Here is a 23,344-nt window from a genome sequence, read left to right on the forward strand (position 1 = left end):
CGGCCTCCGACATCCGGCCCCCGATCCGGTGTGATCTGCGAAACTGTGGTCGGATACACACAGCTCACACGGCCGGACAGCCGGAGGCTGCGAAGGTCCCGCGGACAAGATGTTTCACCGCACGTTTCGGCGGGCGGCCGTGGGGGAGGTCACTGACACGATGATCGGGTTGCGCGGCGGGGGCCACGCGTCCTAGAAAAGCAGTCGGGTGGAGATATGCATCGCGGTGGCGGACTGGGCGAGGGGACTGACGACCTGGGTCCTCGACGTGCCCGGCGGGGAAGGCACCGGCGCGAGGCGGAGGAGACGGACGAGACGCGCCGGATCCATGGTGAGCCGGGGCTGACCGGCCCGCTGAGGGGGGCGGAGAGCAGGAATGGTGGTCGGGTGGGGGTGACGTACAAGTACTTCGGCGCGCCGGACGGCGCCACCGCGGCCCGCGTCCCGATCTCGATGCGCCCCGAGGAACTCGGCGGCGACGAGCTCGGCATGAACGGCATGTTCACCAAGATCAAGCCGGAGACGATGGCCGCGATGGTCCTCACGGGCATCGAGGGCGTCCCCCTGCACAAGGTCCCGCCCCTGGAACTGGTCGTCCTGCATCCCGACTACGCGGTCGTGAAGCTCCCCATGACGGTCGTCGACCCCCTGCGCGGCATAGGCGAGGAGGCGGTCGGCGCGGCCGCCTTCATCTGGTCCACGGTCCCGGACCGGGGCGGCCCACGGGACGCCTTCAACGTCTACCAACTGCTGCACGAGTGGCAGGACTTCTCCCACCGGCTGCATGAGGCGGGGCATCAGGCTTATTGCCTGGTGTGGCCCTGAGCTGGGGTTTCGTGAGGGTCGGGCGAGGTCTTCGGGCCTCGCCCTTTTGCGTGCCGGGGAGGGGCCGCCAGGCGGCCAGGGCTGGCTTGGTTTTGCTGGGGCTGGTGATGTGCCCTACGGCTCTCCGGTTTCCGGCGGCTCCGCGCCGGTGAAGGCTTGGCCGATCGCCTTGCGGGTACGGGTCTCGCTGGACGGCAGCACGCATGTGCGGCTCGGGCAGTGCCTCAGCCGATGCAAGTGTCGCCGTCGGTGTATTGGTCCAGCAGATCACCCAGAGCGGAACGGCTGAGGATCACAGGTGAGAGGTCGAGGGCCTTGGAATCGCGCACCGCCGCGTACGCACCGAGGTCGGCAATCTCGACGCAGTCGTTGGCGCCTCCGCTGTAGGAGCTCCTGCGCCAGTGCGCGTTGTGCAGTTCCTCGGTGCGGGGGCGGCGGGGTGGAATCGTGCTCAAGGTTCGAGCTCCTCGGCAGTGCGGATGAGGCGGGTAAGGGTCTCGGCCGGACTGAGGGCAGAAGCCCTGAGCTGGTCGAAGGTGTCCGTGTAGTTCTGGACATCGCTGTGGGACTCCAGATACACGGAATTATCGGGGTTCTCCAGCCAGACCAGCGGAGCTGTGTGCTCAGGGAAGGTGAGGATGACAAAGGGGCCGTACAGACCCGGATGAGCACCGAGGGTGAACGGGAGGAGCTGGATGGTGACGTTCGGTTGTTCGCCGACCTCGACCAGGCGCGCGAACTGCTGACGCATCACGGTGGGTGAGCCGATGACGCGGTGGAGGACTGCTTCGTCCAGGACGGCCCGCAGTTCGGCGGGGCGCTCACCGGACAAGCGGCTTTCCTGACGTTCCATGCGTACCTTGACCAGAGCGTCCACCTGATCGGCACTGAGATCAGGACGCATTTGGGCAATGACGGCGCGAGCGTAGTCCTCCGTCTGAAGCAGGCCGGGAACGAGCAGGGGCTGGTAGTTGGCCAGCCCGACGGCACCTGCCTCCAGGGCGAGGTAACCGTCGTAGCGGGTCGGGGTGAGAACCGTGGAGTACTTGCGCCACCAGGGCTTCTGCTGTTCCTTGTCGGCACGCACCAAGTCCAGGATATCGTCGCGCAGCTCGGTGTCCGTGACGGCGTAGCAGTCGAGGAGGGGAACTAAAGCAGCTTCCCCGCCCCGACACGTGCCGCATTCCGGAGGAGCTGCTGGGAAGGGCCGCCCGCGACCTGTTCGCTTCGGCCTCGGCCTATCCGCCGACCGCCCCAGAACCACTACCTGCGGACGTTCCAGCTTCTACCCAAGCCGGTTCGCCGGCCCACGATGACGACCCGGCAGAGATCGTCGCCCGAGCCCGCCAGCTGGCCTGCGGCAACGTCGACCAGACCACTCTGTCCTTTCTCGCCTCCCGGATCGAGGTGATCACCGAGCGGTACGAGAAGGACGGGCCGGACGGCCTGTGGGGACAGACAAAGAGCCTGCACAGCATGGGGTACACCCTGCTCGCGGGTCAGCAACCTCCATCCGCACGCAGGGAACTGTTCCGGATCACTGCACGCGCCGGCGGACTGCTCGGCTACATGGCGGTCAACACCGGCGCGTTCCGCCTGGCTGAGGCGTACTGCGCCGAAGCGCTGGAACTGAGCCGGGCGATCGGCGATCTCGACACCGAGATGTGGGCCTGCGCCACCCAGTCCTTCGCGGCGTACTACGCAGGCCGTTACGACGAGGCCGACGCGCGGGCCGCCGCCGCGGTGGACCGGGCGCCGGACCACCCGCAGGCCATCCGGCTGCTGGTCAACGGCCGGGCCCGGGCGCTCGGCAAGCTCGGTGACCGGAACCAGGCCGAGCGGGCCATCGGACGGGCGCTGGAGCTCTCCGACTGGCATGATGTGCCCGTCGGCCTGACCTCATGCATCTCCTTCTTGCCGTATGGGCGGGCCCGCACCCTGGCAAATGCGCTGACCGCCCGTGTCGCTCTGCAGGACACCGGGCACGTGCTGCGGGACGCCGACGACCTCGACGACCCGGTCGAGAAGTCCGACTCCGCGTGGAGCCGCTCGCTGGTCCGCCTCGACGTGGCCACCGCGGTGCTTCAACAGCGAGCACCGGATGTGGAGCACGCCATGTCCCTCGGGCAACAGGCGCTCACTCTGGCCAGCCCGCTGCCGATCAGTTCGGTGCGGCAACGCTCTCGGGATCTGTACGAGCGAGCAGCCCCTTGGCGGTCCCGGTCGGCGGTGCGCGAGTATGGCGAACAGCTCCGCGTCCGGGGCTGTCAGCTCCCGCCTGCTGAGGCGGGGTGATCACGGAGGAGTTCGCCGGGTGTCTTGGCCGCACGTCCAGCTCAGCGCCGATCCCGCAGCCTTCCCTACCCACCCCCCGGCCGACCTGAGTGACCCGGCGGTGATCGCGGCACACGACCAGGCCGCCTTCGACGCCGTGGAGACCATGGTCGATCACTGGGATCGGCCCGGCTGGACGGCACAGACCCGGGCGTACTACTGGATGCTCACCTTCCCCGGCAGCCCAGCGTTGGCCGACCTCGCTCTTCGCTGCCAGCAGCACCTCGCGCGGCTCGGCCTGGACCCGGTCCCCGACGACGGGTTGCACATCACGCTCACACGCGTCGGTTCCGCCGCAACGCTGCCGCTGAGCCGTCTCGATGACGTCATCAGCGCGGCGGCCCCGCTTCTCCCGGCGGCCTGCCGCCTGCGGGCGGTCCCGCTCGCGGGTTCTCGGGGAGCCGTACGCCTGACGGTCGCCCCTTGGGGCCCGGTACTGGCGCGGCACTCGGCCCTCAGCGAGTCCATGGCTTCGCTCGGGCTGGCGCCCCGCAAGCCGACCGCGCTGTTCCGCCCCCACCTGAGCCTGGCCTACAACAACCGGCCACGCCCCGCTGCCCCGGTCATCGAGGCCGTCACCCCACTCCGGGGCCTGCACCAGTCGATCTGCACGTCCAGGAAGTGCAGTTGGTGGAGCTGCGACGCGAGGACCGCGCCTATCGGTGGAACGTCGTCAAGAGCCTGCCGCTCGGCTGACTGCCGTTTCCCCGCGCCGCAGGACGGCAACGACCGGCTTGCCGACGGCGGTGGTCTCCACACGTACCATCGACGTGCCAGCGTCTGCACCAGCCACAGCCCACGGCCGGACTCGGCCAGCGGATCGGCAGCCGTCTCCGACAGGTGCACACGACCGTCGTCAGGCTCCGAGTCGTGGACCGCGACGATGACCTGATCCCCGTCGATCTCGATGGTCAGACAGTCAGGGCCGGCCGTCGTGTGTCGCACGGCGTTGCCCACCAGCTCGGATACGACCAGCACAGCGTCGTTCAGGTGGCCGAGGGGAATGTTGCGGGCGCCGGGCAGGTGGCCGGCGGCGTATTCGCCGAGGCCGCTCCTCGATGATGGTGCAGCCGTACAGGCGGGCGTTGGCCTGATCAGCAGTGACGGCAGTGGGTGCCGCAGGGATTTTTCCTTGCCCGGTCGGGGTTGTCCCTTCTGTAAGATACCCAAGGGGGTATCTGGAAGGAGTGTGGGTTGTGGAACTGGCGATGGCGGCTGAGGAACTGAAGACGGTGGTCAACCGGCTGCGCCGGGCACAGGGCCAGATCGCCGGTGTGATCAAGATGATCGAGGAGGGACGGGACTGCGAGGACGTCGTCACCCAGCTCGCCGCGGCGTCCCGGGCTCTGGACAAGGCCGGTTTCGCGATCATCGCCACCGGTCTGCAGCACTGCCTGACCGACGCGGACATGGCCGCTTCCGGCGACCGGGAGCAGATGCGTACCCGACTGGAGAAGCTGTTCCTCTCTCTGGCCTGAGCTTGGGTACCCCGGCATCCGGCTCACCCGCCTGAGTCTCCGCCCACCCGGCCTGCCGAGGGTACGGAGCCGACGGGTGTCCTATGGTGGCTGAGTCTCCGAGCGGACGCAGGATCGATGATGAAGCGAGCAGTGGCACAGAGGCCGACACACGTCGGCTTCCGCGGTGTGCTGGCTCTGCTTGTAGCCGTGGTGGCGCTGTTGTGCGTCTTTGGACACGCGGAGCGTGGCGGGCCCGGCACGCCCCCGTCCGCCGCGCAGCATGTCCATGCACCTACCGCCTCTGAGGGGTCCGGCGGGACGGCGGCGCCATGCGGCAAGAAGGTGCTCACCGATCACAGCGCGCAGCGAGCAGAAAGTGTGGCGCCGACGGCTTCGTGCCCCGGTCCCGCAGCCCTTCATACTGCCTCTACGCCGTCCCATTCACAGCTCTCCGGGATGCTGTCGGGCGGCCCGGCTCCGCCGCCGCCAACGACACTTCACTCCGTTCTGCGGATTTAGACCGGCCTGTTGGTCGTGTCCCTGAATCCTTGGAAACGGAGCTTTTCAGCATGCCTTCTTCCCCGCGCTCATGGAGTCGGGCGGGTGCAGCACTGCGTGGTTGGCGGACCCGGCAGTGGACTGTGGCGGGCCTCGGTGCCCTGGCCACAGCGATCCTGGTCGGCGCACCCACCGACGTGGTGCCCAATCCGCTGTTCGACCGGTCGGTCCCCGTGCAGTGGTGGAACTACCCGGCTCTCGTCGTCACGGCCGTACTGGCAGGCATCGTCCTGACCACCTATGTGCGCCAACCCGCTGCCCCCTCGGGGCCCAAGACCCACAACGGCGGCCGTCTGGGAGTGGTCGGCGGCGCGCTGTCCTTCTTCGCCGTCGGCTGCCCGGTCTGCAACAAGCTCGTCCTCTTGCTCCTCGGAGCTTCCGGAGCCTTGAGCTACTGGGCTCCCCTGCAGCCACTGCTGGCTGTCGTGTCGGCGGGACTGCTGGCGGAAGCCGCGCTGCGCCGCCTGTCCTCCCAGACCGCGTGCCCGGTCACGGCATCTGCCTGATCTGCGGCCCGGTTCTGCCCCTTCTCCCTCACATCTGAGGTGTTCCATGACTGCATCCACACCGTCTTCGTCCCGCCGCACCCGCAGGCGCGCCATCGCGGCCGCCGCGGTCCTCGCCGCCGCCGCGGTGGCCGGGGCCTTCGCCCTCACGCTGGACGGCTCCGGGGGCCGCAACGAGGCAGCGGGCGAATCCGCCGTCGTCAGCGGGTCCGCCGCCCCGGCGCCCGCCGACGAGACCCTGCTCGCTCTTGCTCGCCGCGATCCCTCCGATGCCCTGGCCGTCGGACGGGCGGACGCCCCGGTGGTGATGATCGAGTACTCCGACTTCCAATGCCCGTTCTGTGGCCGGTTCGCCCGCAAGACCGAGCCCGAACTGCTGCGCTCGTACGTCGACAAGGGCGTCCTGCGCATCGAATGGCGCAACTTTCCCGTCTTCGGCGAGGAGTCGGAACAGGCCGCGCTCGCCGGCTGGGCGGCCGGGCAGCAGAAGAAGTTCTGGGAGTTCCACGACGTCGCCTACAGCAAGCCGCGTGAACGCAACGCCGGTGAGTTCAGCGCCGAGAACCTCATCGACATGGCCCGTGAGGCCGGAATCACCGACATCGAGCGGTTCCAGGCGGACATGGCATCCGGCAAGGCTCGCAGCGCCGTGCAGAAGGACCAGGAGGAGGGCTACAACCTCGGTGTGACCAGCACTCCGGCGTTTCTGGTCAACGGCCGGCCGATCCTGGGGGCTCAGCCCACGGCCACCTTCAAGGAAGCCGTCGAGGCCGCGGCGAAGGCGGCCGGGCGATGAGCGAGGCCGGACTGGCGGTGGCGTTCCTCGGCGGTCTGCTCGCTCTGCTCAGCCCGTGCAGCGCACTGTTGCTGCCTGCCTTCTTCGCCTACTCCTTCACCAGTCGCACCCGGCTGGTGGCGCGCACCGGCCTGTTCTACCTCGGTCTGTGCACGACACTCGTGCCGCTCGGCGTGGCCGGCTCGTTCGCCGGCCGGCTCTTCTATGGACATCGGGACACCCTGGTGACAGCGGGCGGATGGACGGTCATTGCGCTGGGCGTGGCCCAGATCGCCGGGTTGGGCTTCGGCTCCCGCCGGATGGCGCAGGCCGCGGGCGGACGCCGTTCGGGCGCTCGGTGCTGTCGGTGTTCGCGCTGGGCGCGGTGTACGGGCTGGCGGGGTTCTGTGCGGGGCCGATCCTCGGAGGCATCCTGACCGTGGCGGCCGTGGACGGCGACCCTCTGCACGGCGGGGTACTGCTCGCCGTCTACGCCTTGGGGATGGCGGTTCCGATGTTCGTGCTGGCGTTGTTGTGGGACCGCTTCGATCTGGGCCGCAAGCGCTGGCTGCGAGGGCGGGTCTTCCGGGTGGGTCCGGTGGCCCTGCACAGCACCTCGGTCGTCGGCGGCGTGCTGTTCATCGCGCTCGGTGCGGCTTTCCTCGCCTTCGACGGCACGTCCGCGCTGCCGTCGGTGTTGAGCACCGATACCGAGTTCGCCCTGGAAGAGCGCTTGTCCGACCTCGGCGCAGCGGTGTCCGACCGGCTGACCGTGCTGATCACGGCCGCTGTGGCGGCGCTGGCGGCACTGCTGGTGCTGCTTCGCACGTTGAGAAGGAGGGATCCGCAGCCGTCACCGGAAGAGGAGACGTCTGCGCACGGGTAGCGCGCCTTGGCCGCATGCCTGGCAGGCGAAAAGGGAGGGGTCCGGTTCAGGATCCCTCCCCTCCCTTCGCGTGGCTCAACGGTTGCGCAGTGCGGCAAGCGTGTTGTCGAGGTCGGCGGCGCGGGGACGGTTGTGGGGCAACTTGGCGAGCAGGGCGGCCATGCCGCAGGTATTGGTCAGGGCGGAGAAGACCAGACCACCCGCGATGCCGGCGGAGAGCAACTGGAAGGCCGGGTGGATGACGAGCCCGAGCAGCAGGCCGAGCAGCACGATCACTCCTGCAGTGAGCCTCACCTGCCGTTCCATGCCCCAGGTGGCACGTGAGGCGCCCTGCGGGCGGTGCAGCTCGTGGCCGTCGGCCGCCCAGGCGCCGGTGCCCCCCGACAGGGTGGCGGCCGTGACGCCGTTCTCCGCGAGAATCCTGCCTGCGTTCTCGGAGCGGGCGCCCGAGGCGCAGACGACCAGGACGTCACCGCGTTCGGCGGCGTGCCGGATGTCGGGCAGCGCGCGCTGGATCTGGTCGAGGGGGACGTTGAGCGCGCCGGGGAGGTGACCGCCGGCGTATTCGCCGGGGGTACGCACGTCGATGACGGTCAGTTCGTGCAGGCGGGTGCGCGCCTCGTCGGTGGCGAGGGCCGTGGGTGTGGTCATGGCAGATGTCCTTACGGGTGCGGAAGTTGTGGTGGAACTTGATCTGACGGGAGCCGGGCAGCAGGCGGTCCTGAGATGCGCGTCGGCCGGAGAAGCTCTCCCGGTCCCTGCTTCTGGGCTGTTGACGGCCTTCGTGTTCAGACGATCACGTCGACGAGCATGAAGGCCGCCACCGCCAGCAGTACGCCGGCGAAGATTTTCTGAAGGGTGGTGCCGGAGATCTTCGTCGCCAGCCGTTTGCCGTCCCAGGCTCCGAGGATCGCAGCTCCGGTGAAGGGGCCGATGATCTCCCAGTGGAGCCCGCCACCGGTGCCGGTGCGAGCGGCGAGCGCGGCGAGTGAGTTGACCGTGATGACGAGCAAGCTGGTGCCCACTGCCCGCCGCATGGCCAGTCCCAGGACGCTCACCAGGGCGGGCACGGCGAGGAATCCCCCGCCGACTCCCAGGAAGCCCGTCACAGCACCGAGTCCGGCACCGGCGCCGGCCGCCTTGCCGGGACGGATCCGGCCCGGCGGCTCGGACGCGGACGGACGCAGCATGCGCAGGGCCGCCAGCGCGGCGATGACCGCGAACGCCGACGTCAGTACCGCTTCGGGCAGGCTCCCGGCGACGGCCCCCGCGAGGAAGGCGGGGACGATGCCCGCCGCGGCGAACAGCGCCCCCGTCTTCCATGCCATGTTCCCGTCGCGGGTGTGGGCGTACAGGGCCGTGACGGAGGTGGCGGTGACGATGATCAGGCTGGCGGTGGTGGCGGCGGCCGGTGTGAAGCCGAGCAGGTAGATCAGTGCCGGTACGGCAAGGACGCTGCCACCGCCGCCGAGGGCTCCGAGGGCGAGACCGATGACAGCCCCGGCAATGAGGGCGAGAACAAGTACAGTCACGCTATCCGGCCGCTGTTCCCGCGTTCGTCGACGACCGGGTGCCCGGCAGCGGCCCACGCGTTCATGCCGCCTTCAACGTCCACCGCCTGCGCTCCGCGTTCGGCGAGGAGCTTGGCCGCCTGCTGGGAGCGGTGCCCGCTGCGGCAGATCACCACCAGCGGTCGCCCCTGCGCCTGGGCGGGCAGGGTGGCGCCTGCGACCAGTTTCGTCAGCGGTACGTGCACGGCGCCCGGAGCGTGGCCCGTGGTCCATTCGGGCTTCTCACGCACATCCAGCAGGACGGCCTCGGGCTGATCGCCGCTGGTGCGACTGCGTGCCTCGTCGACCGTGACGCGGGGCCCTTTTCGGCGAAAGAGGAACATCACACGCTTCCTTCCTTGCGGGGGAACGGTCGGAATCAGCCGGAGGCCAGGGACAGACCGGCATCCGTCACGGCGTCGAAGCCGTCGTCGACGGCGACCACCTCGCGTCCGGCGGCATCCAGCAGGGAGGCGGCGATCGCCGCGCGCATCCCGCCGGCGCAGTGCACCCACACCGTCCCCTCCGGCACCTCGCCGATACGGCCGTGCAGCTCGTGGATCGGGATGTGGACCGAGCCCTCGATGTAGCCGCCCGTACGTTCCGAGTCCCGGCGCACATCCAGCACGACCACCTCGTCGCCGCGCTCACGGACCTCGGCGAGATCGGCGAAACGGGCACGCGGAAAGGAAGCGAGCTGCTCACCCTCACGGACCCAGCCGGCCGGGTCGCCGGTGGCGGCGGCGGCCGGACGGTCGACACCCACCCGCGCAAGCTCCCGCTGCGCATCGGCGATCTGCTCCGGGGTGTCGGCCAGCAGGGTGACGGGCTTGCCCCACGGGATCAGCCAGGCCAGGTAGGTGGCGAGCTTGCCCTCGCCCTCGAAGTTGAACGACCCGGCCACGTGCCCCTCGGCGAAGGCCATACGGCTGCGCAGATCCACCACCCACTCACCCGCGGCCAGCCTGGAGGCGATCTCCTCCGCGTCCGCACGCGCGGGCGGGGTGAGGTCGACCGGTGCGGGGCCCGCGGCGTTGGCCGGGCCCATGTGCGCGTAGTAGGCGGGCACATCGTCCAGGCCGTCGAGCATCCGGGCGACGAAGGTGTCCACGTCCAGGGTCAGCGCGTCGTTGGTCTCGCGCTCCTTGCCGATCGTGGTCGCGTCCCCCTCGGCCTGGGATGAGGAACAGAAGCTGCCGAACCCGTGGGTGGGCAGCACCGGCACCTCGTCGTCCAGCTCGTCGGCCAGGCGGTGGGCGGAGGCGTACTGAGCTCGGGCCAGTCGCTCGGTCAGTCGCGGCTCGACCAGGTCGGGGCGACCGACGGTGCCGATGAGCAGCGACCCTCCGGTGAACGCCGCCACACCGCGTCCGTCCTCCGCGAGGGCGTAGGAGGTGTGGTGCGGGGTGTGCCCGGGAGTGGCGATCGCCCTCAGCACCAAGCCCTCGTCCACCGTCACGGTGTCGCCGTCGGCTACAGGGGTGCGGTCGAAGGACACCTGTGCCCCGGCCGGAACCAGGTACTGGGCGCCGGTGACGCGGGCCAGCTCCAGGCCGCCGGTGACGTAGTCGTTGTGTACGTGGGTCTCGGCCACGAAGGCGATACGCACCCCGCGGCGGGCCGCCGCGGCGATGACCTGGTCGATGTCGCGCGGCGGGTCGACGACCACCGCGGCATGGGGCCCGCCGGCCAGATAGCTCCGGTTGCCCAGACCCTCGAACTCAAGGGTGTCAACGAAGAACACGGCTCACGACTCCTCTCGGACGGTTTACCCCGGGGGGTATCTGGCGCTCACCATAACAGCTATACCTGGGGGGGTATTCCATGCATGGAAACCACCCCGCTCAAGGCGTCGCCTCGCGCCCTGCGGGTACCCGGTGGGGTATAGAGGAATCAATCGTTCCGCACTATCCGGGAGTGTCCGTGTCCTACGACCGCACCGTTCGCCTGGCCGCCACCGACTTCGACACCGCCGTCACTGCCGTACGCAAGGCCCTGGCCGACCAGGGATTCGGGATCCTCACTGAGATCGACGTGGCGGCCACCCTCAAGGCGAAGCTCGGCCACGACATGGAGGACTACCTGATCCTGGGCGCCTGCAACCCGCCGCTCGCGCACCGGGCCCTGGAGGCCGACCGCTCCATCGGCCTACTGCTTCCCTGCAACGTCGTCGTACGCCGCGACGGTGACCAGATGCTCGTCCAGGCTCTCGACCCGGGCACCATGGTCACCCTCACCGGTCTGGACACCCTCAAGCCCGTCGCCGACGAAGCCACTGCCCGACTCGACGCCGCACTCAACGCCCTGGCCGCCCTCTGACCTCTCCCTGTCCGGCGGCCGGGAGGCGGTCCGATCGGCGTTCGTGCCGGCCAGCACGTCCTGTCGGCGCAGCAGCCGGTGCAACAGGATCCCGTCGACGCAGCCATCCAGCCCCACAAGATCGTCGGGGACCTCGATCCGCGGCGAGCACACGGGCCAGCCGGTCCAGCCCGAGGGCACATCCAGGGCACATGAGCCTGGGAAACGGCGTTGACCCGTGAGAAGTACCGAAGGCAGTTTTCGCAGGTCAACGCACACTTTCCCCAGAAGTGCCAGGTCAGCGCACCGCCGCGTTCAGTCGCTGCACGAGTGGCAGGACTTCTCGCACCGGCTGCATGAGGCGGGGCATCAGGCTTATTGCCTGGTGTGGCCTTGAGCCGTCCGTGCGTCCGGGTCGGCGGGGTGGTCAGTCGGGGCCTCGCAGCGCGGCCGTGGGCGCGTGCTCCGCTTCAGTCCCGGGGCTGCTGCCGCTGCTTGGGGTAGGGCGGTTTCGGCTCGGCGCCGGTCTCCGGGCCGGCGTCTTCCGTATGTCCAAGATGGCCGTGAGCCTCCTGACTACGTGGGTCGCTCCCGGCGGTGTCCCACGGAAGCCCGCCCGGAGGCAAAACCCCGGCCGGTCCACCGGGTGCGGAACACGCCGGATTCGGGGCCTGGGGCCTGGGCACACGGGTCGGGGTACGACCCATGTGAGCCTTGGTGACGAGGGAGGCTCCCGATGCTCTTGGCATACCCCGCCACGCCATGACCAGGACCGTCGACCTGCCGACGTTCAGCAGCCTCGATGAGCTCACCCGGCTCATCACCCGTCGCCGCGGCCTCTACGTGCGCTGGTCCCGCGGGCCGCAACGCGACCTGCCGAGGACGAGCAGCACGGACGATCTGACCGGAGTCGAGCTGCCGGGCCTGTCGGCCAGCCCGCTGGACCTCGAGGACTGGTGGGGCGAGCGCCCCGTGCGCATCTGGGTCGCCCGTCGCCTGTACGACTACTCCCACCTGCCGCAGGTCAAGGACGCCCGGACCCGGCCCTGGGTCCTGCACGGCTCGGAGACGGCCCGCGGACCGGACAACGAACCGCTGGTGACGGACATCGAGCCCCTCGGCTGGATCGCCGACGAGGTGATCACAGACGCCTGCCGCATCGTCACCGAACAGCCAGGGCGCTGGGGCCCGCTCGACCGGGACGAGTCTTCCGACCCGCTCTCGGCGTCCCCGGGGCGATCGCCGAGCAGAGACGACCGCCAGTGACCCCCGGCCGCCGGTCATGAGCCGCAGCAGCCGCCCGCCGGTGCTTCCCCGGTGGCTGTGTCGGCCGCCGCCGCGGGTGTGGCGAGCTGTACGAGCTGCGGTTCCGGGGCTGCGCAGCATCCGCCGGCGTCGGTCTGCCGGCTGTCCGGTGTGTCGGCGGCCATGGCCGCCGTGCTCGACCTGCGCGGCTGATGCCGGACCGCGGGGACAGGTTCGCCGCTGAGCGCGCTGTCCGCACGCTCGGTTGACCCGCCGGAGGGAACCGGGCGGCCCGCGGGTCCGAGCGGTGGCTGGAAAGCGCCCCTCGTGAACAGACTGAGGACCACGTCTGAGCTCGTCGCCTGAATCGGGGGTACCCCCAGCGGCGCGCGCATCCCTCGTCCTCAGGAGGCACACCCATGACGTTCAATCCGCTGGAGCAGCGGGGCATCCCGCTGGACCGCCAGCTGCGCAACTGGAGTGAGCTGAATGTGGACCCGATCGACCCGGACCGCTGCGACCCGTACACCCGGTGCCGGATCATCACGATGAACGGGATCGAGGTGGAGGCGATGCTGTTCAGCCACCATCTCGCCCGCCACACGGCGGACCAGGACATCAAGCGGCAGCTCGCGCGGTCGCGCTACATCGAGGCGCAGCAGCAGAAGGTCGTGAACTGGCTGCTGCCCGGTGTGTCGTCGGTGCTGGAGACGACGATCGCCTACGAGCAGGTCGCGGTGGACCTGACGGCGTGGGTGGCGCGGATGGAGCCGGACCCGTATCTGAAGCAGGCGTACGAGTTCGGTGTGCTGGAGGACTTCGACCACCTGTACCGGTACGCCAACCTGTACGAGATGATCGAGCACCGCAAGGCGGAGTCGATCGTCGACAACCTGACCGAGGTCATGCCGGGCCGGCCCACGAGGTATCACCACCGCAATCCGGTCGACAACGTCCGGGACCCCTATGACAAGGACCGGACGGACCCGCTGTCCAAGCTGCACGCGCTGACGATCCTGTCGGCGGAGCAGCAGACCATGAACTTCTACATGAACACCGGTCCCACCTACATGGAGCCGATCGCCCGCCAGCTCTACCAGGAGATCGGGCTGATCGAGGAGGAGCACGTCACCCACTACGAGTCGCTGGTCGACCCGGGTGAGACCTGGTGGGAGCGGCTGGTCAACCACGAGTACAACGAGTGCTACCTCTACTACTCCTTCATGGAGCAGGAGAGCGACCCCAGGGTCAAGGCGATCTGGGAGCTGCACCTGAACATGGAGCTGGAGCATCTGCACGAGGCCTGCGACCTCATGCGCCGCCACGACGGCCGCGACCCGGCATCGGTGCTCGCGCCCGAGCTGCCCAACGTGCTCACCTTCGAGCCGAACAAGGGCTATCTGCGCGAACTGCTGGACACGCAGATCGACTTGACCACGCTCGGATCCGGCTACGTCCGCGAGGCGCACGAGCGGTTCGAGCAGCTGCAGCAGCAGATCCACGGCGGTGAGGCACCGCCGAGCGACCGGGTGATGACCGAGCACGACGAGATGTTCGGCCGCGAGTACCGCGTCCAGACCGAGGGCGAGCACCCCGACCCCGCGCAGCGAGAGAAGTAAGGGAGTCCAGATGTCCGACCTGAAGACCCCGCCCGCTGGCGACGACCGTGCCAGGGACGACGACGCCGTCGCATTGCTGATGCGCCAGCACGGTGACATCCGCAATCTCTTCGACGAGGTCGAGGCGGCCGAGGGCGAGGAGCGCCGGGACGCCTTCCGCCGGCTGGTACGCCTGCTGGCCGTACACGAGACCGCCGAGGAAGAGGTCGTCCATCCCTTCGCCCGGAGGGCTATCCCCGGGGGCGAGCAGGTGGTGCAGGAGCGGCTCGCCGAGGAAAGGGCGGCCAAGGAGACACTGGCCGCGCTCGACGCGATGGACACCGACGACCCCACGTTCATGCCGCAGCTGATGAGGCTACGCAAGGAGGTCCAGGAGCACGCGCGGGCGGAGGAACGCTACGAGTTCACCTATATCCGCCGCAGCAGCGACGCCACCGTTCTTGCCGGGATGGCGAAGGCGATCAAGGCCGCCGAGGCCATGGCGCCCACCCGGCCGCACCCCGGCGTCGAGTCCGCGGCCAAGAACATCGCACTCGGCCCGGTCGCCGCCGTCATGGACCGCACCAGGGACGCCGTCCGCAAGGCCATGGGCAAGTAGGTCCGGCGCCGGCCCGTAAAGCTCGTCAGCGGTGTCCCGGGCGACGGGCGGCACGGACCATACGGAAGACGACGGCCCCGGCTCCCGCCGCACCCAAGGCCGTCAGGGAAGCACGGCGGGCGGCGGGGCTGCCGACCGGCGCGAGGTCACGGAGCCGGTCGATGAGGCTGAGGGGGACGCCGAGCAGGGCGTTGCCCGGCGGACGCCGCGGAACAGCGGGGTGGGGGTGGGTCGGAGCGGTGGCCCGCACGGCTTCCCACGTGGCACCGATACGCCGCAAACGGTGATCGTCGAACGCCTCCCGGAGGTGGGGCAGCAGCTCGTCCTCCTCGTCCCGGATGTCCTCGCGGATGAGGCTGAACGCCTGCCGGATCCACTCGTGGCGCCGGGGGTCGTCGGGCGCCTTCTCGACCTGTGCCACCAGGTCGTTGATCGCCTGGTGCTCCTCTTCCACTTCGCCGGTCAGCTCCTCGCCGTGGGGGGCCGTACGGCGCAGGAGCGGCCACAGAACGGTCTCCTCCGCGAAGGCATGGCTGAACACCAACTGGACGATGTCCTGCCACAGGGCGTCGCGTTCGTCGTCCGCGCCGCCCGCCGGCCAGCGGTTCATCATCGTGTCGAGCGCGGCGTGGTCCCTGCGCTGGCGCATCAGGATGCTGCCGTCGCCGCCCAGCGCTGCGGGGTCCTGGCGAGTGATCGAGGTGGTCACGGTGGCTCCTGCCTGTGGTGGTGTGCTGGGCGCCGGGTTCCCAGCCACCAGGTGCCTCATGGCACCCCTACGATGACGATGTGCCGGTGACCTGGAGCAGCCGATCATGCAGTCGCCCTGCGGGGCGGGTGCTCGGGCTGCTGGTGATGGCGGTGCTGGCCGGTGTGCTGGGGATGCACGGTCTCGCGCCCGGCGGGGTGCCGGCGGCGCAGGGCGGTGCCGGTCACGCCATGGCGGCGGCACCGGCGGACGGTGTTCCGTACGCCGGCGCGGGCTGCTCGCACGATGACGGCGGGCCGGGGCATCTCGTGCACGCCGACGGGACGTGTGCGGCCGCCGGCGTCGGTTCGGCGTACACGCCCCCCGCACTGACCGGTGCCCCGTCGGCCGCTCCCCCGGCCTCGTCGGCCGCCGCCGGGTTCTTCGGGACACCTCACGACGGCCGGGCCCCGCCCGATCTGTCCGAACTGCAGCTCCTGCGGATATAGAGCCGCCCCGCCCGGCACCCAGGACCGGTGTTTCCGGTGACGGGTGCCGCGCGTTCGCGTGCTCCCACATCCATTCCAACCGCGCGTCGGGAACGGCGCGCGTCAAGGAGTTGCACCACCATGATCCACAAGCGTTCACTCGTCCGCCGTAGCGCCGTCGTCGTCGCCTCGGGTGCGGCCGCGCTCGCCCTGGCCGCGTGCGGCGGGGACGACGGAAACCCGGCCACCGGTCACGGCGGCCACACCGCCGGCGCGTCCGCCACCGCGTCCGCTTCGGCGTCGCAGGGGCAGCACAACGCCGCCGACACGGCCTTCGCGAAGGGCATGATCCCCCACCACCGTCAGGCCGTCGAGATGGCCGGCCTCGCCCCCGGACGGGCGCAGTCGGCCGCGGTGAAGAAGCTCGCCGCGGACATCGAGAAGGCACAGGCCCCGGAGATCAGGATGCTCTCCGGGTGGCTCACGTCGTGGGGTGAGCAGGTGCCCGCAGAGGGAGCCGACGGCCACTCCATGCACGGCGCGGACGCCATGGAGGGCATGGGCGGCATGATGACGGGCGAGGAGATGACCGAGCTCGGCAACGCGTCCGGCAGGGCGTTCGACACCGCCTTCATGGAGCTGATGATCAAGCACCACGAGGGCGCGGTGGAGATGGCGAGGACCGAGCAGGCCGACGGCGCCTACGCACCCGCCAAGAAGATGGCCGGCGACATCATCGCCTCGCAGAGCGCGGAGATCGCGCGGATGCGGGTACTCCTCGGCAAGGACTGACCGCCTCACTTCGGCACGGGGCGGGCACCGCGGTGCCCGCCCCGTGGCAGGGTCCGAAATACCCCAGGGGGGTATATGGTGGGTGTGGGACCGCACGGTCCTTGCGGCACGTCGATCGGGGAAGAGATCCATGGACCACAGCACGCACCACTCCGGCACCGCGCACGACCACGGCGGTCAGGCGCACGACCACGGCGGTCACGCGCACGGCACCACGTGGGCGACGGCGATGAAGGCGACGCTGCACTGCCTCACCGGGTGCGCCATCGGTGAGATCCTCGGCATGGTCATCGGCACCGCGCTGCTGTGGGGCAATGTGCCGACGATGGTGCTGGCCATCGCCCTGGCCTTCGTCTTCGGCTACTCCTTCACCCTCTTCGCGGTGCTGCGCGCCGGGGTGTCCCTGAAGGCCGCGGTGAAGGTCGCGCTGGCCGCCGACACCGTCTCCATCGCGGTGATGGAGCTGATCGACAACGCGATCATCGCGCTGACCCCGGGGGCCATGGACGCGGAGCTGTCCGACTCACTGTTCTGGTACGCGCTCCTCGGCGGCTTCGCCGTGGCCTTCGTGATCACCACGCCGGTCAACAAGTGGATGATCGGCCGCGGCAAGGGCCACGCCGTCGTACACGCCTACCACTGAGCCGCCCGCTAGTCGTCCAGCAGCCGCGTCAGGGCCGCCCGGGCGCGGGTCACGCGACAGGGTCGTCATCGACCTGTCCGCCGCCCACATCCGGGACGCCTCGCCGTGACCGCGCTCGACGCCATAGGGACCAAGTACGCGGGGTGGAACCGGTCAGTTTCCGAGAAGCGGACGCGACCGGACCGCCCCTACCGTCGGAGGCATGAACTCCATCGACTCCGTCACCCTGGAGGTGGCCGACCCCGAGGCCGCCGCACGCTTCTACACCGACGCCTTCGGACTGGACCGCTCACTGGTGCGCGTGCGGGGCTCGGAGGAGCCCACGAGCGGCTTCCGCGGTTTCACCCTCTCGCTGGTGGTGTCCCAGCCGGGCAACGTCGACGCGCTCCACCGCGCCGCCCTCGACGCCGGCGCCACCTCCCTCAAGCCCGCCGAGAAGTCGCTGTGGGGCTACGGCGGCGTGGTCCGGGCGCCCGACGGCACGATCTGGCAGCTCGCCACCTCGTCGAAGAAGAACACCGGGCCGGTCACCCGGGAGGTCGACGAGATCGTCCTGCTGCTGGGCGTCGAGGACGTCAAGGCCACCAAGCAGTTCTACGTCGAGCGGGGCCTCACCGTCGGCAAGAGCTTCGGCGGCAAGTACGTCGAGTTCGCCACCGGCCCGGACACCGTCAAGCTGTCGCTGTACAAGCGCCGTGCCCTCGCGAAGGTGGCGGGCGTCCCCGCCGACGGCACCGGCTCGCACCGGCTCACGATCACCAGCCCGCTCGGCCCGTTCACCGACCCGGACGGCTTCGTCTGGGAAGCCGCCGGCCAGTAGCCGAACACCTGGGTCCCCGTCCAGCTGAAACCCCGCCCTACCCAGCTGCGGGCAGTCGTGCCTCCCCCAGTGCCTTAAGGGCCTGGGAGGTACCCCCAGGGCGATGGGGGTCCCCCCGCTCGAGCGAAGTCGAGAGTGGGGGAGGGTGGGTGCGGCGGCACCGGCTCAGCGCCGCCAGCTGAAACCCCGCCCGGCCACCCCAACGCAGGGCTGCCTACGCTCCCCCCGCACCCCCCACCGTGAACCCCGTCACCGTCCCCCCGCCCTCCCGCCGGAAGGCATACGGCGCGCCGCCATGCGCGAGCGCGACCTCCCGCACGATGGACAGCCCCAGCCCCGACCCCGGCAGCGACCGCGCGTCGGCGGCGCGGTAGAAGCGGTCGAAGACCCGCGTCAGGTCGTCCTCGGCGATACCTGGCCCCCGGTCCCGCACCTCCACCCGCGCCACCCCCGGCCGCGCCGGCCCCGCCACGCTGATCTCCACGGCCCCGCCCCCGTCCCGGTCGAACTTCACCGCGTTCTCGACCAGATTGGACACCGCCCGCGTCAGCATCCCCGGCCGCCCCTCGGCCGTCGTATCCCCGCTCGCGCTCACGAGGATCTCCCGCCCCGTGCGCCGCCGCGCCGCCCCCGCCACCTCCTCGGCGATATCCGCGAGGTCGACCCGTTGCGGTGGCTCCGTGTCGTACTGCCCCGCGGCGAGGTCGACCAACTCGTTGACGAGATCGGTCAGTTCGCGCGCCTCCTGGGTGAGATCCGCGACGAGTTCCTCACGCGTGCCGGGCGGCAGTTCGTCGATGCGGCGCAGCAGCGAGATGTTCGTACGCAGCGAGGTGAGCGGCGTACGCAGCTCGTGCCCGGCGTCCTGGACCAGCCGGCGCTGGTCCTCCTCGGACTGGGCGAGCCGGCCCAGCATGCGGTCGAAGGCGCGGCCGAGGCGCCCCACCTCGTCGTAGCCGGCGACGGGCACCGGGATGCCGAGCCGCCGGGTGCGGGCGACGGCCTCGGCGGTGCGGGTGAGGACGACCAGACGGCGGGTGATGCGGCGGGCCAGCCACCAGCCGAACAGCCCCGCCCCGACCACCACCGCCGCCATCAGGATCAGCGTGCGCCGCTGGAGGGCCCGCAGCAGGTCCTCGGTGTTGCTGAACTCCTGCGCGACCTGCACCGCGCCCCGGCCGCCGCCCAGCGAGACGGTCGCGACCCGGTAGACGTCGTTGCCGACGTCGACGTCCGCGTGCACGACCACCCGTCCTGCCGTCACCGCGCCCGCGATCCGGCGGTCGGAGCCGACCACCGGCAGCCCGGGATCCCCCGGGTCGAAGACGCTGCCGTCCGGCCCGAGCACCTGCACATCGGTCCGGGCGGGCCGCACCAGGTCGTGGCCGGGCGCGGCGGACGAGAAGTCGTGCGGCGTCATCCGGTTCTCCCGGACCTCGCCGCGCAGGTCCTGGACGACCTCGTCGAACACGGACTGCTGGTCCACCCGCACCAGCCGGGCCGCCGCGTTGTACGACAGGATGCCGACCAGCACGGTGACCGTGGCCGTGACCGCGGCGAACGCCACCGCGAACGTGGTCCCCAGCGACAGCAGCCGCAGCCGCCGACGCGGGACCGACGGCCCCTGCACCCCGCCCGCGGCCACTCAGCCCTCCCGCAGCACGTAACCCACCCCGCGCACCGTGTGGATCAGCTGAGGTGCGCCGGGTTCGTCGAGCTTGCGGCGCAGATAGCCGACGTAGACGGCGAGGTTCTTCGAACCGGGGCCGAAGTCGTAGCCCCAGATGCGGTCGTAGATGGTGGCGTGCTCCAGGACGACGCCCGTGTTGCGGATCAGCAGCTCCAGGAGTTCGAACTCGGTGCGGGTCAGCTCCAGCTCCCGGCCGCCGCGCCAGGCCCGGCGCGCCTGCGGGTCCATGCGCAGCCCGGCCGCCTCCAGGAACCGCCCGGCGGGCTCCGGCTGCCGCTCCGCCATGGGCCCGGGGTCCGGCGCCGGCGTCGCGGGGGCCACCCGGCGCAGCAGGGCACGCAGCCGGGCGAACACCTCCTCGACGTCGAACGGCTTGACGACATAGTCGTCGGCCCCCGCGTCCAGTCCCGCGATCCGGTCGGCGGTCTCCACCAGCGCCGTCAGCATCAGCACCGGTGTGCGGTCGCCCTCGGCGCGCAGCACCCGGCACACCTGGAGGCCGTCGATGCCGGGCATCATCACGTCGAGGACCAGCACATCGGGCCGCCTGCGGTGGGCCTGCGCGAGGGCCTCGACCCCGTCGGCGACGGCCGTGACCCGGTAGCCCTCCAGGGTCAGCGCGCGCTCCAGCGCGTTGCGGATGGCGCGGTCGTCTTCGGCGAGCAGAACGGTGTGCGGCACGCGCCCAGTGTGCCAACCGCCGGAGTGCCCCGGATCCGGCGGAGGGTTCCGGGGCACGCTTCTTACCGGTATGTCATCCGGCGGGCCGCAGCGCCGCCAGCCGCTCCTCGAAGGGGGTGACCTCCTCGAAGGAGTCCCGCCGGGGCCCCGGGCGGGTGCCGGACACCCCCGCCATCAGCGCCGCCAGCTCCCGCCCCGCGCGCTCGACGCGCCCCTCGAGCCCCTCGGCGCCCCAGTCCTCGGAGGCGGCGTAGACACCGGTCGGGACGACGACGGCCCGGAGGTAGGAGAAGAGCGGACGCAAGGCGTGGTCCAGCACCAGCGAGTGCCGCGCCGTACCGCCGGTCGCGGCGATCAGCACCGGCTTCCCGGCGAGGGCATCGGGGTCGGTGACGCTCAGCGCGTCGAAGAACGACTTGAACAGCCCGCTGTACGACCCCGAGAACACCGGGGTGACGACGATCAGCCCGTCGGCCCCGGACACCGTGTCGAACGCCTCGGACAGCGCCCGGCCGGGGAAGCCGTTGGTGAAGGTGTGCGCGATCTCGACCGCGAGGTCGCGCAGCTCGATCACCCGGACGTCCGCGGGACCGGGCTCCGGGGCGGTCGCGGCCGGGGCGGCGACCGCGGCCAGCCGGTCGGCGAGCAGCCGCGTGGACGACGGCACGCTCAGTCCGGCCGATACGACGACGAGCCTCATGCCCGCGCTCCTTCCTGCTTCCTGGCGGCGGCCAGCAGCGAACTGTGGGTCGGCGCCTCCGGCACCCCGGCCGGGCGGTTCCTGGCGAACTCCTTGCGCAGCACCGGCACGACCTCCTCGCCGAGCAGGTCGAGCTGCTCCAGCACGGTCTTCAGCGGCAGGCCCGCGTGGTCCATCAGGAACAGCTGGCGCTGGTAGTCACCGGCGTAGTCACGGAACGACAGCGTCTTCTCGATGACCTGCTGCGGGGACCCCACGGTGAGCGGGGTCTGCTCGGTGAACTCCTCCAGCGAGGGCCCGTGCCCGTAGACCGGCGCGACGTCGAAGTAGGGGCGGAACTCGCGCACCGCGTCCTGCGAGTTCTTCCGCATGAACACCTGACCGCCCAGGCCGACGATCGCCTGCTCGGGCGTGCCGTGCCCGTAGTGGGCGTACCGGTTCCGGTACAGCTCGACCATGCGCTTGGTGTGGTCGGCCGGCCAGAAGATGTTGTTGTGGAAGAAGCCGTCGCCGTAGTACGCGGCCTGTTCGGCGATCTCCGGCGAGCGGATCGAGCCGTGCCAGACGAACGGCGGTACGCCGTCCAGCGGGCGGGGCGTGGCGGTGAAGCCCTGCAGCGGCGTGCGGAAGCGTCCCTCCCAGTCGACGACGTCCTCGCGCCACAGCCGGTGGAGCAGGGCGTAGTTCTCGATGGCGAGGTTGATGCCCTGGCGGATGTCCTGGCCGAACCAGGGATAGACCGGTCCGGTGTTGCCGCGGCCCATCATCAGGTCCACCCGGCCGTCGGCCAGGTGCTGGAGCATCGCGAAATCCTCGGCGATCTTCACCGGGTCGTTGGTGGTGATCAGGGTGGTCGCGGTGGAGAGGACCAGCCGCTCGGTGCGTGCCGCGATGTAGCCGAGCATGGTGGTCGGCGAGGACGGCACGAAGGGCGGATTGTGGTGCTCGCCGGTCGCGAAGACGTCCAGGCCCACCTCTTCGGCCTTCAGCGCGATGGCGACCATGGCCTTGATCCGCTCGCGTTCGGTCGGCGTACGCCCCGTGGTCGGGTCGGGGGTGACATCCCCGACGCTGAAGATCCCGAACTGCATGGCGGCTCACCCTCCGGTCGTTGACGGTTCAACTATACGGGCAAACGACTTCCCCACCCTGCCTATTCCCCCAGCCCGGATGGCCCGCGAGCGCTACGACGCCGAGACGGCCCATGGCCCTAGACAGCCCCCGACCGCAGCCGGGCGGCCTGCTCGGTGCCGAAGTCCGTCGCGCGCCTCATGTGGTCGATGAACAGCACCAGTTCGGCGTCGTCCAGATCCTCGAACAGCTTCACCAAGCCGCCGCCGACCCGCTCCCACACCCGCCCGAACTCCGCCGCCTTCTCCGGCACCGGCGCCACCAGCACCAGCCGCCGGTCCCCCGCGTCCCGCTCCCGCGTCACATAGCCCGCCCGCTCCAGCCGATCCACCAGCCGCGTCGCCGAGCCGGTCGTCAGCCCCGTCAGCTCCGCGATCCGTCCGGTCGTCACCGGGCCGCCCTCCAGCGTCAGCAGGTTCAGACACTGCAGATCGGTGGGATGCAGCCCCAGATGATCGGCGAGGGCCTGGTTGAGGAGGGCGTACGACGCCATATGACGCCGGGACACCACGGCCAGCTCCTCCATCAGCCGCGGCCGCGCGTTCCCCGGCATCCCGCACCTCCCAGTCCCTTCTACGTACCCGCATGTATCCCCCGTGCGGACCGCGGCAGGCGCCCTCCAACAGGTGACAGGGGCCGGCCCGCGCCCGCATGCGAAGCTGCGGGCATGCTGATCCTCCGCTCCGCCGCCCTGTTCGTCCTCGCCGCAGTCCTGGAGATCGGCGGCGCCTGGCTGGTCTGGCAGGGCGTGCGCGAGCACCGCGGCTGGATGTGGGCGGCCGGCGGTGTCCTCGCGCTCGGCGCCTACGGCTTCGTCGCCACCTTCCAGCCCGACGCGCACTTCGGCCGCGTCCTCGCCGCGTACGGCGGCATCTTCGTCGCCGGCTCGATCCTCTGGGGCGTGGTCGCCGACGGCTACCGCCCCGACCGCTGGGACATCACCGGCGCACTGGTCTGCCTCGCCGGCATGGCCCTGATCATGTACGCCCCGCGCAACAGCTGACGCCCCCCGGCGACCGTTCCCGCCGTCACCCGACCGGCCCCGCATATCCTGGCC

At 70.5% G+C, this 23,344-nt stretch carries 28 protein-coding genes and 2 pseudogenes; 17 read left to right on the top strand and 13 right to left on the bottom strand.

Translation table 11 applies throughout. The features are described from left to right. The first annotated feature begins 216 nt into the window (after positions 1-216). Entirely contained in the window at positions 217-825 is a 609-nt protein-coding gene (locus tag AB0L56_RS29485) for a hypothetical protein (RefSeq protein WP_361030948.1), read from the top strand. 224 nt (positions 826-1,049) lie between these two features. Here AB0L56_RS29485 and AB0L56_RS29490 read toward each other — a convergent pair whose 3' ends face one another. Both AB0L56_RS29490 and AB0L56_RS29495 read right to left on the bottom strand, forming a co-directional pair. After that, positions 1,050-1,280: a DUF397 domain-containing protein gene (locus AB0L56_RS29490; RefSeq protein ID WP_365428620.1), complete on the bottom strand. Its 231-nt coding sequence runs from the start codon at positions 1,278-1,280 to the stop codon at positions 1,050-1,052. Continuing rightward, positions 1,277-1,912, bottom strand: coding sequence for a DUF5753 domain-containing protein (locus AB0L56_RS29495; RefSeq protein WP_365428623.1), 636 nt, complete (start codon positions 1,910-1,912; stop codon positions 1,277-1,279). The genes AB0L56_RS29490 and AB0L56_RS29495 overlap by 4 nt, the downstream gene beginning before the upstream one ends. 320 nt (positions 1,913-2,232) lie before the next feature. On the opposite strand from AB0L56_RS29495, the gene AB0L56_RS29500 reads away from it, so the two are divergent. Beyond that, on the top strand, positions 2,233-3,120 hold the full coding sequence (locus tag AB0L56_RS29500; RefSeq protein ID WP_365428626.1) for a hypothetical protein: 888 nt from the start codon (positions 2,233-2,235) through the stop codon (positions 3,118-3,120). Positions 3,121-3,322: 202 nt separating this feature from the next. After that, positions 3,323-3,676 (top strand): annotated as a pseudogene (locus tag AB0L56_RS29505) (2'-5' RNA ligase family protein); the annotation flags it as partial. 14 nt (positions 3,677-3,690) lie between these two features. On the opposite strand, the gene AB0L56_RS29510 reads toward AB0L56_RS29505, so the two are convergent. Further along, a complete protein-coding gene (locus AB0L56_RS29510; RefSeq protein ID WP_365428705.1) occupies positions 3,691-4,116 on the bottom strand; it encodes an ATP-binding protein in 426 nt (141 codons plus the stop codon). On the opposite strand from AB0L56_RS29510, the gene AB0L56_RS29515 reads away from it, so the two are divergent. The 5 genes and pseudogenes from AB0L56_RS29515 (at position 4,030) to AB0L56_RS29535 (ending at position 7,344) form a co-directional block, all read left to right on the top strand. Continuing rightward, positions 4,030-4,221 (top strand): hypothetical protein, encoded by a 192-nt coding sequence (locus AB0L56_RS29515; RefSeq protein ID WP_365428629.1) that lies wholly within the window; start codon positions 4,030-4,032, stop codon positions 4,219-4,221. The two genes, AB0L56_RS29510 and AB0L56_RS29515, sit on opposite strands and share 87 nt — an antisense overlap. Before the next feature lie 134 nt (positions 4,222-4,355). Next, positions 4,356-4,637: a metal-sensitive transcriptional regulator gene (locus tag AB0L56_RS29520; RefSeq protein WP_010358257.1), complete on the top strand. Its 282-nt coding sequence runs from the start codon at positions 4,356-4,358 to the stop codon at positions 4,635-4,637. A gap of 551 nt (positions 4,638-5,188) precedes the next feature. Then, positions 5,189-5,683 (top strand): hypothetical protein, encoded by a 495-nt coding sequence (locus tag AB0L56_RS29525; protein WP_365428633.1) that lies wholly within the window; start codon positions 5,189-5,191, stop codon positions 5,681-5,683. 46 nt (positions 5,684-5,729) lie between these two features. Then, on the top strand, positions 5,730-6,479 hold the full coding sequence (locus tag AB0L56_RS29530) for a thioredoxin domain-containing protein (protein WP_365428636.1): 750 nt from the start codon (positions 5,730-5,732) through the stop codon (positions 6,477-6,479). Continuing rightward, a pseudogene (locus tag AB0L56_RS29535) lies at positions 6,476-7,344 on the top strand (cytochrome c biogenesis CcdA family protein). Before AB0L56_RS29530 ends, AB0L56_RS29535 begins: the two are co-directional and overlap by 4 nt. Before the next feature lie 75 nt (positions 7,345-7,419). On the opposite strand, the gene AB0L56_RS29540 reads toward AB0L56_RS29535, so the two are convergent. The 4 genes from AB0L56_RS29540 to AB0L56_RS29555 form a co-directional block, all read right to left on the bottom strand. Continuing rightward, on the bottom strand, positions 7,420-7,995 hold the full coding sequence (locus AB0L56_RS29540) for a rhodanese-like domain-containing protein (protein WP_361030938.1): 576 nt from the start codon (positions 7,993-7,995) through the stop codon (positions 7,420-7,422). A gap of 137 nt (positions 7,996-8,132) precedes the next feature. After that, on the bottom strand, positions 8,133-8,876 hold the full coding sequence (locus tag AB0L56_RS29545; protein WP_365428640.1) for a sulfite exporter TauE/SafE family protein: 744 nt from the start codon (positions 8,874-8,876) through the stop codon (positions 8,133-8,135). Continuing rightward, entirely contained in the window at positions 8,873-9,238 is a 366-nt protein-coding gene (locus tag AB0L56_RS29550) for a rhodanese-like domain-containing protein (RefSeq protein ID WP_365428643.1), read from the bottom strand. The genes AB0L56_RS29545 and AB0L56_RS29550 overlap by 4 nt, the downstream gene beginning before the upstream one ends. A gap of 35 nt (positions 9,239-9,273) precedes the next feature. Next, a complete protein-coding gene (locus AB0L56_RS29555) occupies positions 9,274-10,638 on the bottom strand; it encodes an MBL fold metallo-hydrolase (RefSeq protein WP_365428646.1) in 1,365 nt (454 codons plus the stop codon). A 179-nt stretch (positions 10,639-10,817) separates the two neighbouring features. Between AB0L56_RS29555 and AB0L56_RS29560 the strand changes: the two genes are divergently transcribed. The 4 genes from AB0L56_RS29560 to AB0L56_RS29575 all read left to right on the top strand — a co-directional run bounded on the left by AB0L56_RS29560 (position 10,818) and on the right by AB0L56_RS29575 (position 14,654). Next, complete coding sequence (locus tag AB0L56_RS29560) at positions 10,818-11,213, top strand: DUF302 domain-containing protein (protein WP_024883016.1); 396 nt, start codon at positions 10,818-10,820, stop codon at positions 11,211-11,213. A 741-nt stretch (positions 11,214-11,954) separates the two neighbouring features. Continuing rightward, a complete protein-coding gene (locus tag AB0L56_RS29565) occupies positions 11,955-12,458 on the top strand; it encodes a DUF6098 family protein (protein ID WP_365428649.1) in 504 nt (167 codons plus the stop codon). Positions 12,459-12,856: 398 nt separating this feature from the next. Next, positions 12,857-14,056, top strand: a complete 1,200-nt coding sequence (locus AB0L56_RS29570) for a hypothetical protein (RefSeq protein WP_361030923.1) — start codon at positions 12,857-12,859, stop codon at positions 14,054-14,056. A 10-nt stretch (positions 14,057-14,066) separates the two neighbouring features. Next, complete coding sequence (locus AB0L56_RS29575; RefSeq protein ID WP_365428652.1) at positions 14,067-14,654, top strand: hemerythrin domain-containing protein; 588 nt, start codon at positions 14,067-14,069, stop codon at positions 14,652-14,654. Between the two features lie 25 nt (positions 14,655-14,679). Here the strand turns inward: AB0L56_RS29575 and AB0L56_RS29580 are convergent, their stop codons facing one another. Next, positions 14,680-15,363, bottom strand: coding sequence for a hemerythrin domain-containing protein (locus tag AB0L56_RS29580; RefSeq protein ID WP_365428655.1), 684 nt, complete (start codon positions 15,361-15,363; stop codon positions 14,680-14,682). Between the two features lie 86 nt (positions 15,364-15,449). Between AB0L56_RS29580 and AB0L56_RS29585 the strand changes: the two genes are divergently transcribed. From AB0L56_RS29585 to AB0L56_RS29600, 4 genes are all read left to right on the top strand, one after another. Then, positions 15,450-15,851, top strand: a complete 402-nt coding sequence (locus tag AB0L56_RS29585; RefSeq protein WP_365428658.1) for a DUF6153 family protein — start codon at positions 15,450-15,452, stop codon at positions 15,849-15,851. Between the two features lie 120 nt (positions 15,852-15,971). Then, entirely contained in the window at positions 15,972-16,622 is a 651-nt protein-coding gene (locus AB0L56_RS29590; protein ID WP_365428661.1) for a DUF305 domain-containing protein, read from the top strand. Between the two features lie 130 nt (positions 16,623-16,752). Continuing rightward, the gene (locus AB0L56_RS29595) at positions 16,753-17,265 is read left to right on the top strand and encodes a DUF4396 domain-containing protein (RefSeq protein ID WP_365428664.1); all 513 of its coding nucleotides are present in this window, start codon (positions 16,753-16,755) and stop codon (positions 17,263-17,265) included. A 202-nt stretch (positions 17,266-17,467) separates the two neighbouring features. Then, a complete protein-coding gene (locus tag AB0L56_RS29600; protein ID WP_365428667.1) occupies positions 17,468-18,085 on the top strand; it encodes a glyoxalase in 618 nt (205 codons plus the stop codon). A gap of 214 nt (positions 18,086-18,299) precedes the next feature. Here the strand turns inward: AB0L56_RS29600 and AB0L56_RS29605 are convergent, their stop codons facing one another. The 5 genes from AB0L56_RS29605 to AB0L56_RS29625 form a co-directional block, all read right to left on the bottom strand. After that, positions 18,300-19,730 carry a HAMP domain-containing sensor histidine kinase gene (locus tag AB0L56_RS29605; protein WP_365428670.1) on the bottom strand — a complete coding sequence of 477 codons (1,431 nt, stop codon included), beginning with the start codon at positions 19,728-19,730 and terminating at the stop codon, positions 18,300-18,302. Further along, positions 19,731-20,456 (bottom strand): response regulator transcription factor, encoded by a 726-nt coding sequence (locus tag AB0L56_RS29610; protein WP_365428673.1) that lies wholly within the window; start codon positions 20,454-20,456, stop codon positions 19,731-19,733. Between the two features lie 73 nt (positions 20,457-20,529). After that, positions 20,530-21,156, bottom strand: a complete 627-nt coding sequence (locus AB0L56_RS29615; RefSeq protein ID WP_365428676.1) for an FMN reductase — start codon at positions 21,154-21,156, stop codon at positions 20,530-20,532. Further along, on the bottom strand, positions 21,153-22,247 hold the full coding sequence (locus AB0L56_RS29620; RefSeq protein ID WP_365428679.1) for an LLM class flavin-dependent oxidoreductase: 1,095 nt from the start codon (positions 22,245-22,247) through the stop codon (positions 21,153-21,155). Before AB0L56_RS29620 ends, AB0L56_RS29615 begins: the two co-directional genes overlap by 4 nt. A 119-nt stretch (positions 22,248-22,366) precedes the next feature. Continuing rightward, a complete protein-coding gene (locus AB0L56_RS29625) occupies positions 22,367-22,840 on the bottom strand; it encodes a MarR family transcriptional regulator (protein ID WP_361038069.1) in 474 nt (157 codons plus the stop codon). Positions 22,841-22,954: 114 nt separating this feature from the next. Between AB0L56_RS29625 and AB0L56_RS29630 the strand changes: the two genes are divergently transcribed. Beyond that, positions 22,955-23,290, top strand: a complete 336-nt coding sequence (locus tag AB0L56_RS29630) for a YnfA family protein (protein ID WP_361038067.1) — start codon at positions 22,955-22,957, stop codon at positions 23,288-23,290. The last annotated feature ends 54 nt before the right edge of the window (positions 23,291-23,344 follow it).

Origin of the sequence: Streptomyces sp. NPDC052079, assembly GCF_040680275.1 — a bacterium.
Taxonomy (GTDB): Bacteria; Actinomycetota; Actinomycetes; order Streptomycetales; family Streptomycetaceae; genus Streptomyces.

Coding starts and splice junctions, on each gene's coding strand:
- AB0L56_RS29485 (WP_361030948.1), top strand. CDS start 217: ATGCATCGCGGTGGCGGACTGGGCGAGGGGACTGACGACCTGGGTCCT.
- AB0L56_RS29525 (WP_365428633.1), top strand. CDS start 5,189: ATGCCTTCTTCCCCGCGCTCATGGAGTCGGGCGGGTGCAGCACTGCGT.
- AB0L56_RS29530 (WP_365428636.1), top strand. CDS start 5,730: ATGACTGCATCCACACCGTCTTCGTCCCGCCGCACCCGCAGGCGCGCC.
- AB0L56_RS29540 (WP_361030938.1), bottom strand. CDS start 7,995: ATGACCACACCCACGGCCCTCGCCACCGACGAGGCGCGCACCCGCCTG.
- AB0L56_RS29550 (WP_365428643.1), bottom strand. CDS start 9,238: ATGTTCCTCTTTCGCCGAAAAGGGCCCCGCGTCACGGTCGACGAGGCA.
- AB0L56_RS29565 (WP_365428649.1), top strand. CDS start 11,955: ATGACCAGGACCGTCGACCTGCCGACGTTCAGCAGCCTCGATGAGCTC.
- AB0L56_RS29570 (WP_361030923.1), top strand. CDS start 12,857: ATGACGTTCAATCCGCTGGAGCAGCGGGGCATCCCGCTGGACCGCCAG.
- AB0L56_RS29575 (WP_365428652.1), top strand. CDS start 14,067: ATGTCCGACCTGAAGACCCCGCCCGCTGGCGACGACCGTGCCAGGGAC.
- AB0L56_RS29590 (WP_365428661.1), top strand. CDS start 15,972: ATGATCCACAAGCGTTCACTCGTCCGCCGTAGCGCCGTCGTCGTCGCC.
- AB0L56_RS29595 (WP_365428664.1), top strand. CDS start 16,753: ATGGACCACAGCACGCACCACTCCGGCACCGCGCACGACCACGGCGGT.
- AB0L56_RS29600 (WP_365428667.1), top strand. CDS start 17,468: ATGAACTCCATCGACTCCGTCACCCTGGAGGTGGCCGACCCCGAGGCC.
- AB0L56_RS29615 (WP_365428676.1), bottom strand. CDS start 21,156: ATGAGGCTCGTCGTCGTATCGGCCGGACTGAGCGTGCCGTCGTCCACG.
- AB0L56_RS29620 (WP_365428679.1), bottom strand. CDS start 22,247: ATGCAGTTCGGGATCTTCAGCGTCGGGGATGTCACCCCCGACCCGACC.
- AB0L56_RS29625 (WP_361038069.1), bottom strand. CDS start 22,840: ATGCCGGGGAACGCGCGGCCGCGGCTGATGGAGGAGCTGGCCGTGGTG.
- AB0L56_RS29630 (WP_361038067.1), top strand. CDS start 22,955: ATGCTGATCCTCCGCTCCGCCGCCCTGTTCGTCCTCGCCGCAGTCCTG.